Source organism: Anabaenopsis tanganyikae CS-531 (assembly GCF_029891675.1).
Classification (GTDB): domain Bacteria; phylum Cyanobacteriota; class Cyanobacteriia; order Cyanobacteriales; family Nostocaceae; genus Anabaenopsis; species Anabaenopsis arnoldii.
In genome coordinates this window covers 1-7,539 of the sequence record NZ_JANQDF010000053.1, presented here as the reverse complement: position 1 = coordinate 7,539, position 7,539 = coordinate 1, and the positions used below count along the sequence as shown (strand labels likewise).

The window sequence follows — 7,539 nt, the reverse complement described above, 5'->3', positions numbered from 1 at the left end:
CACGCGAATAGAAGTTTCTTTGCGGGAACCGCCAAACTGAATAATTTTGGCTACTTCTGCTTGGTACTGGCTAATCAAAAGTCTGGACATGGGGAAACTAGGGGATATACAAGGGCAGAAATTTCAATATAGAGGATAGCTGACAGTGATTTAGCAGACAGTTTATTAAAATTTATACAAGTGTAAATAACTTTAAGTTAGAATAACTGTAAGTTTGTCATCTATCTTAGGGTAGAGATAAAACTCCTATCTGATCTATCATCTATTCGTTTATATCCACTATCTGTTGTTAAACGCAAAGGGCGCAAAGTTTGGCGCAAAGGTACGCAAAGGTTTATTGGCGGTCTAGACTATGATCACATACATGATTTTTTAGTCAGATTTATCTGACTTTAGCTATTAGACGGGGGTTTCTAACCCCCGGATCTCTATGTAGCATTAAATGTAAATTTTACACCGTTCTGGTTAAGGTTTATTTGTTTTGGGTCTGTGCGGTGATGATGTGGTGATTTTAAATGAGCCGGATTTTCAACCCCGGAAGTGGTGATGGGAACTTTGAGACGGGGGCGATCGCCTATAACAGCAGCGCGCACCTTTTTCAGGTTAATGAAGTATACACAAATTTCCTATTACGGTGTTCGGTGTGTTCGGTGTGTTCCCTCAAACTAAAAAACTTTGTACCTCACGAGCATGGGAAATGCTATAAGAATTAGGGATAAGGATAAAGTAAGTTACCAGTCTCTCGTCTTAATACTATAATTTCTCTGTTCAAATTTTCTTTTACTACCTCTTCTGTTGCTTTGATACTATAACCAAATATCATTTTTATATTCTGGTCACAATATCGGCTAGGGTAAACTTTTGTTTGTATTATATCAAAACCAAATTTTTCAATATACTTAAAAATCAATTGCTCTAAACACCAAATTCTACCCTCAAGATTTTGAATAATCTCAGTAAAACCAGACTTTATTAAAGCCCTTAAACAGCATTTATCGTGGGTTAATAAATAATTATTGGTATAACCCTGTTGACTCAGGTAGAAAATATAACTGATTAAAATTGCTTCTCCTTGATCAATTGTATCTTTTTTATCATTGCTTCTTCTACAAGAATCCATCAGTCTCAAATAAATATCTCTATCAATATTAGGATTATGCTCTGAAAGAGTTGCACAATTTTCAACGATTTCTAATGCTTTTTTAATATCAAATTCTGTATAATTATTGTCGGCTTTATTCCCTCTTCTACGTTTAATTTGCCTGTTTACATCAAATTTATATTTGAAACTATCAAGTATTTGTATTTGACTTGCATTAATCTCAAATGTCATCAGGGTTTCATTAAATAAATCGCAGGTAGCCAGTTTAAGAATAATATCATTATCTAAACAGTAAAATGACCCTGACAAAATTAAACTCCTAAGACTTTTTCTAAATACTCATAGCTTTCATCATTAAACTTGTCCCAGTCTAATCTATCAGCTAAATATTCATTAACAATTTGTTGACCATTAGCTAAGGAGTCTAATTTCTTTAAAGCTTTCTGAACAAAACCCCAGTTTTTCTTTGTATGCCAACCATAATTAAGTACAATTGAGTCCACATGAACATGAGGATTTTTTTGACAGATTAATTGAGCGTACTTAATTAACTGGTTATGGTGAAGAATACGCTGATCTTCTAAACAATTATCACAATTACCTAATAATAACTGAGTAGCAAATTTATTTGCTTGACATTCATCATCATCATTTTGATTACAATCATACTTTATTTCTTCATCAACTAAAATACCTTCTTTTAGATGTCCTAATGCTAAGTGACCTAATTCATGGGCTAAGTCAAAAGCTAATCTAGCAGAGTATTTATGTTGGGAACTGAGAATGATTACAGGACTATTAAACCTCCATTGAATTAATGCAGCAAACTTCTTGATCTTGGGAGGGAAATTGTTAAAATAAACAACAACTATGCCCTTACTCCAACAATATTCGAGTAAGGATTTTAAATTAACAGTGGTATGATTTGTTAAAATTTCTGCTCTAATTTTCTTAACATCAGTGGGTAAAGATGTAAAATTGGCTTCCGTACCGTAGGCAGTTAACTCAGCTACCCGACTAGCTAAAGCTTGAGCTAGATAAGGGTGATCCTGATTTCTGCTGTTATGCTGCTTAAACTTAGTAGGAGGGGAGGAATTAAACCTAATGTTTTCTTCTACCAACAAGGATTCTAAGTTAAGGTTAAGGTGATCAGCGATATAACCAGCCCCTTCTAACACAGCTATGGGTTTATCGTTGAGTTCATCATTCCACCAACTTGGTAAACCATTATTTTTTACATAGTGTTGGTTTAACCCAATTTTGGATAGTTTAGCGTAGAGGGACGACATAGTAAGTGTTACTGTCATTGTTTTGTCCTCCTGATGCTAAAAGTTAAGCTTTTGTCCTAATTTCAATCTTTGATGGATATTCTCCATTGATTATACATCCTTTTCAACACCCTTTTACATAACTTCAACAAAGCCTTATGGCTAACCACGGGGAATGGGAGTATATAGAATGGCGATCGCCTTGAACAGCAGCGCTTACCCTATCGCCCCAGAGTTAAAATTTTAAAAAAAACTAAAGTCCCTGCTAAACCTGTGAAAAAACGAGTTACCCTCACTTTTCCTAAACGGGCTATTCAAATGCCAGTTACTTACTTACTGGCTAAAGAATTTAACGTTGCTGCCAATATTATCCGCGCCCAAGTGGCTCCTAACCAAATTGGCAAACTTGTAGTAGAATTATCTGGAGATATTGACCGCTTAAATGAAGCTATTGAGTGGATGCGATCGCGCCATATCAGTGTTTCTCACAACCTAGGTGAAATTGTCATTGATGAGGATGTCTGTGTCCATTGTGGTTTGTGTACTGGGGTCTGCCCTACGGAAGCCCTCAGCCTACAACCGGAAACATATAAGTTGACATTCACGCGATCGCGCTGTATTGTCTGTGAACAGTGTATCCCTACCTGTCCAGTACAGGCAATTTCCACTAATCTGTAATTAATCTAACTTACGTCCCCCTAAAAATACCGTAGAAAGTTGTGATGCGCGGATTTCTTCACGCACAGCCATAAGAATTTTCCCAAGATGGTTTTGACCGGTTTTTTGTACTCCACAACCCCAGAAATAATCATTGGGGGAGTTTTCCACTAGGGTTTGATTACCTGTGTTCAAAAGAATTTCTTTAATGTCGCCATGAGTCAGAAACTTTTGCAGTACAGCTTGTCCCATAACTTGGGTTTTGACTATCTCCCAGTCTGGACGCAGTTGGCGAGTAGGACAGCGGCCTAAAGCCGCTGCTACTTCCGGGGTTTCGGCTGCATGAATCACAGGTATAATAACTGCATCTACACTGCCAACAAATTTTTGTGCTTGATAATAATGCTCTACAGTGGGCCAGTAAGTACCATGAATTGTGATCCCGTGGGGAGAAAAGTTAGAAAAACAGCCATAAGGTTGCCACACCTTGTAAAAGTATATGGTCATTTGAAAATTTATCTTTCTATATCTACATCTATAATGCCTGTAGATGCTAACAAGAGGTCCTAGAATTTGATCATCACTAGGGTGATGTCACCCAACCCAAGATTAGTCAACAAATTTGGGTCGGTCATTCCGGTTGGACTCTAACTTTAACTGCAAACCTGGCCAATCTTGCTGTTCAATCAGGTTAGTTAATTCATCTAGCCTTTGGCGATACTGATGTAGTGAACTCAGTAATGCTTGGCGGTTATATTGTGCCATCATTACTCCTAATTCCGGATTACCGCCACCCACACGACTGGTATCGCGAAAACCTGAACTAGCAAGGTTTTGGGCTAGTTGCAACACTTGGGAGTCTGTTTCGCCCATACAAGTAGCAATTAAGGACGCACTCACCATGACAGGTAAATGGGAAATTAAACTCACCGCTGTGTCATGTTGCTCCGGTGGGCAATAATAAAGATTAGCCCCCAGCGATCGCACAATTTCTGCTACAACTGAAATTGCTGTTTTGGGTGTGGTAGCATCTGGTGTCAACACATAGGGTCTACCCATAAATAAATGCCGTTGAGCCGCATCTATACCACTATCTGTTGTTCCGGCCATGGGATGACCACCAATAAAATTTTCCCATATAGGGGCGATTTTCTGGACTATGGGGGCTTTAACTGAACCAACATCAGTGATCACAGTAGTGGCAGGTAAATAATTAATTAGCTGCTGGAATTGCGGTATAATCATACCTATGGGTGTACAAATAAATACTACATCTGCGGCGGCTAATAAACTCATGTCCACAGATGCTTGATCAACAATACCAAGAGCGATCGCACGTTCACAGGTAGACTCCTGACGAGTCACCCCTAAAACATCATAACCAAGCGATCGCAAATCATAACCCAAAGAACCACCGATGAGTCCCAGTCCTAGAATCCCAATTTTCATCTTCTTAGATTTTAACTATAGGGTTAGTGTACCTATTCAAGCCAGAAACACTATATGTATTTTGTGCATACATCAACAATACTTGTGTCACACTTATTAGTGTACTATTCAAAATTATGGAGCAAGTAAATGCGTGCCTTTAATAGAATGATGGGTCGAACTCGCTATGTAGTTTGTCGCTTGTTTTTACATCTAGCCGGATCTGAGGTTGCACCGATTTTAGGAGTATTAAATAGTACAGCTAGGGATGCCATAGAAGCTGAAGGTGACCTGCAAGAACTGGGAGAAGGATTAGTGGAAATTTGCGAAACCCTCTTGCGATATGATCAAGCTTGGCTGTCTGCTGCCAATGAAGGCGACGTATTTTGGGATGAAGGTGAAGCGGGAGATTACGTCAACGAATTATTTAGTGATTCCGCCCAACGCTACGGCGCAGACTTTGATACCAGTTCCAATTCAGGTTCAGATCAATCTTTTTCCATACCTGTAACCCGGAATGTGATTGTGATGTTGACTGTAGCCTATGAAGGAGAAGTTCCCAATTTAGAAGCAGACTTGTCCAACATCCCCGCATTAAAAGATGGTTTAAAAGCTTTAATCAATCTGCACTATCAAGAAAAACTGCGCGCCATTCAAGTACATTTCTCCCCAGCACAGTTAGGAGATCAACTGACTAATGATCAGCTGTTGCAATATTACCCAGAATTAATTCCCTTGTAACTGGTTGGGTAGTCTCTACATTCCCACCCCCATAAAACCTTGTTAAGCTGAAAAATAGAACATAGTAAAACGCTCATGAGCATATTACGAAAATTTACAGTGATTTTTTTAGCACTGACTTTGTGCTTAACAACCGTAGCCTGTGGTAATTCTAACCAAACCACCCCTGAAACTAGAAGTGTTAGCCCCACCTCTACAGCTAGCAAGCTCAATGATGGTGAGTATCAGGTGCAACAAGCTAGTTTTGACGATGGCACTGGGGAGTATACACTGTTTTTACTCAACAGTAGACCCCCAACCTTTAAAACTGAAAATTTGCAAATGGCAAGGCTCACCGATGAACAAATCCAGGAGGGAAAAAAGACTTCTTTGAAGGTGGAAAACGGAGAACCCGCCTTGTATATGACCGAAGACTTTAAAATTGAGTACGTCCACAACGTCACTGAAACACAAACCAATCCCCAAACAGGACAACAAGAAACAGTGGTAGTGCGACGAGAAAGCAACTTCTGGGCACCTTTTGCCGGCGCTGTAGCTGGTAACATCGCCGGTCAGGTAATCGGTAATATGTTATTTAGACCCCAATACTATGTACCACCTGCTTATCAATCAGGAGGGGTGCTAACTGGTTACGGTGGTTATGGTAGTACCTATAATCAAGCAGTGAATAACTATCGGACTCGCTACAATGCACCACCAGCAGTGGAGCGCAACCGCACGACTTTCCGCACCACAGGTAACATTAGAAGATCATCCCCTGGTAGTTCAACCGTACGCACTACACCACCGACGAATACCACCAATCGCCCCTCTGGTTCCGGTTTTGGTAGCAGTAATCTCAGACCTTCTAATAGATCCGGTACCACTAGACGCAATACTGGTAGTGGTTTTGGTTCTGGTGGACGTTCTACACGTAGTCCCAGTCGCTCTTTTGGTTCTGGTAGAAGAAGGTAAAGCCAGCAGCACGCTACGCCTTAGCGTGCCGCAAACACTCCTAGTTAGCTGTAGCAACCACCGGTTGGGGCCAACGTCTCACAGCCTGACCAATCACTGCTAATTCCTGCATTAAGGAATCAAAACGTTCTGGTGTCAGAGATTGGGGTCCATCAGATAAAGCTTTGGCTGGGTTGGGGTGGACTTCAATCATCAGGGAATCGGTTCCAGCAGCGATCGCAGCCATAGCCATTGCTGGCACAAAATCCGACCAGCCAGTACCATGACTTGGGTCAATCATAATCGGTAAGTGAGTGAGCTTCCGCAATACCGGCACAACTGATAAATCTAAAGTATTGCGAGTGTGTTGGCGGTCAAAAGTCCGAATTCCCCGTTCACATAGAATTACATTGGAGTTTCCCGCCGCTAAAATATATTCAGCTGCCATCAACCAATCTTCAATAGTAGCAGCCATGCCTCGCTTTAATAGAACTGGTTTTGGTTGCGCCCCCACCTTTTTGAGCAGGGAGAAATTTTGCATATTCCTAGCTCCCACCTGGATCACATCAGCTACCTCGGCGATCATATCCAGTTCCGCAGCATCCATGACCTCAGTAATAATACCTAAACCACTTATTTGCCGTGCCTGAGCCAGCAGTTCTAAAGCACTCTCACCATGACCTTGGAAGGCATAGGGCGAAGTGCGAGGTTTATAGGCTCCACCACGTAAAAACTTCGCTCCTGCGGCTTTCACCCGCTGGGCAGTTTCCACGATCATTTCTTCATTTTCTACCGAGCAAGGGCCAGCAACAACAACTAGGGGATGGTCTTCTCCAAATACAACATCACCATTGGGAGTATTAACCACTACCTCAGAGGCTTGTCCATGTCGAAACTGGCGGCTCGCCCGTTTGTATGGTAACTCCACCCGCAATACCTGCTCGATCCATGGGCTGAGTTCCTGAATCTGTAACGGGTCTAAACTGGCTGTTTCACCTACCAGACCAATTACCACCTTGTGTTGACCGATGATTTTTTCTGGTATGAGTCCCCAGGTAGTAAGTTCCTGGCTAATGCGGTTGATTTCCATTTCTGGGGAACCGCTTTTCATGACTATAATCATATAAAATTACCTGATTATTTGAATCAAACCGATACTTTTTTGCTAACATTCACTAACAAATACACTCTTTAAGAGAGGGCGCATCAACCAATGCACGTAGGAAAATCCCTCGCGCACCATTTATGTCCCGGCTCATTACCCGCCCATCAGATGGAGACTTAACGAACTTAGCACCACCAAGGTTGGGGATGATTTCACCAGTCCAACTGACTGTTTTTGATGTGTACGCTTCGTTGACATCCATAACTACTTTATTAGTTTCAAAAGCCTTATGCTTGAGAAAACAC

At 41.1% G+C, this 7,539-nt stretch carries 10 protein-coding genes; 3 read left to right on the top strand and 7 right to left on the bottom strand.

Annotated features, from left to right (window positions below):
• Positions 1 to 428: 428 nt before the first annotated feature.
• The 3 genes from NWP22_RS05500 to NWP22_RS05490 all read right to left on the bottom strand — a co-directional run bounded on the left by NWP22_RS05500 (position 429) and on the right by NWP22_RS05490 (position 2,409).
• Entirely contained in the window at positions 429 to 593 is a 165-nt protein-coding gene (locus NWP22_RS05500; RefSeq protein WP_271732981.1) for a hypothetical protein, read from the bottom strand.
• Positions 594 to 709: 116 nt separating this feature from the next.
• Positions 710 to 1,333: a hypothetical protein gene (locus tag NWP22_RS05495; protein ID WP_271732979.1), complete on the bottom strand. Its 624-nt coding sequence runs from the start codon at positions 1,331 to 1,333 to the stop codon at positions 710 to 712.
• 80 nt (positions 1,334 to 1,413) lie between these two features.
• Positions 1,414 to 2,409, bottom strand: a complete 996-nt coding sequence (locus NWP22_RS05490; RefSeq protein WP_280801605.1) for an ImmA/IrrE family metallo-endopeptidase — start codon at positions 2,407 to 2,409, stop codon at positions 1,414 to 1,416.
• 234 nt (positions 2,410 to 2,643) lie between these two features.
• Between NWP22_RS05490 and NWP22_RS05485 the strand changes: the two genes are divergently transcribed.
• The gene (locus tag NWP22_RS05485; protein WP_280801604.1) at positions 2,644 to 3,048 is read left to right on the top strand and encodes an NIL domain-containing protein; all 405 of its coding nucleotides are present in this window, start codon (positions 2,644 to 2,646) and stop codon (positions 3,046 to 3,048) included.
• Here NWP22_RS05485 and NWP22_RS05480 read toward each other — a convergent pair whose 3' ends face one another.
• Both NWP22_RS05480 and NWP22_RS05475 read right to left on the bottom strand, forming a co-directional pair.
• Entirely contained in the window at positions 3,049 to 3,534 is a 486-nt protein-coding gene (locus tag NWP22_RS05480; RefSeq protein ID WP_280801603.1) for a riboflavin biosynthesis intermediates N-glycosidase, read from the bottom strand.
• Positions 3,535 to 3,636: 102 nt separating this feature from the next.
• Entirely contained in the window at positions 3,637 to 4,476 is an 840-nt protein-coding gene (locus NWP22_RS05475; RefSeq protein ID WP_271732972.1) for a prephenate/arogenate dehydrogenase, read from the bottom strand.
• A 129-nt stretch (positions 4,477 to 4,605) separates the two neighbouring features.
• Between NWP22_RS05475 and NWP22_RS05470 the strand changes: the two genes are divergently transcribed.
• Both NWP22_RS05470 and NWP22_RS05465 read left to right on the top strand, forming a co-directional pair.
• Positions 4,606 to 5,196: a DUF1517 domain-containing protein gene (locus NWP22_RS05470; protein ID WP_271732970.1), complete on the top strand. Its 591-nt coding sequence runs from the start codon at positions 4,606 to 4,608 to the stop codon at positions 5,194 to 5,196.
• 75 nt (positions 5,197 to 5,271) lie between these two features.
• Positions 5,272 to 6,150: a hypothetical protein gene (locus NWP22_RS05465; RefSeq protein ID WP_271732969.1), complete on the top strand. Its 879-nt coding sequence runs from the start codon at positions 5,272 to 5,274 to the stop codon at positions 6,148 to 6,150.
• 40 nt (positions 6,151 to 6,190) lie between these two features.
• On the opposite strand, the gene aroF is transcribed toward NWP22_RS05465, so the two are convergent.
• Positions 6,191 to 7,252: a 3-deoxy-7-phosphoheptulonate synthase gene (gene aroF, locus NWP22_RS05460; RefSeq protein ID WP_271732967.1), complete on the bottom strand. Its 1,062-nt coding sequence runs from the start codon at positions 7,250 to 7,252 to the stop codon at positions 6,191 to 6,193.
• 52 nt (positions 7,253 to 7,304) lie between these two features.
• The coding region (locus NWP22_RS05455) for a zinc ribbon domain-containing protein (protein ID WP_280801602.1) at positions 7,305 to 7,539 on the bottom strand (235 nt) is incomplete at its 5' end.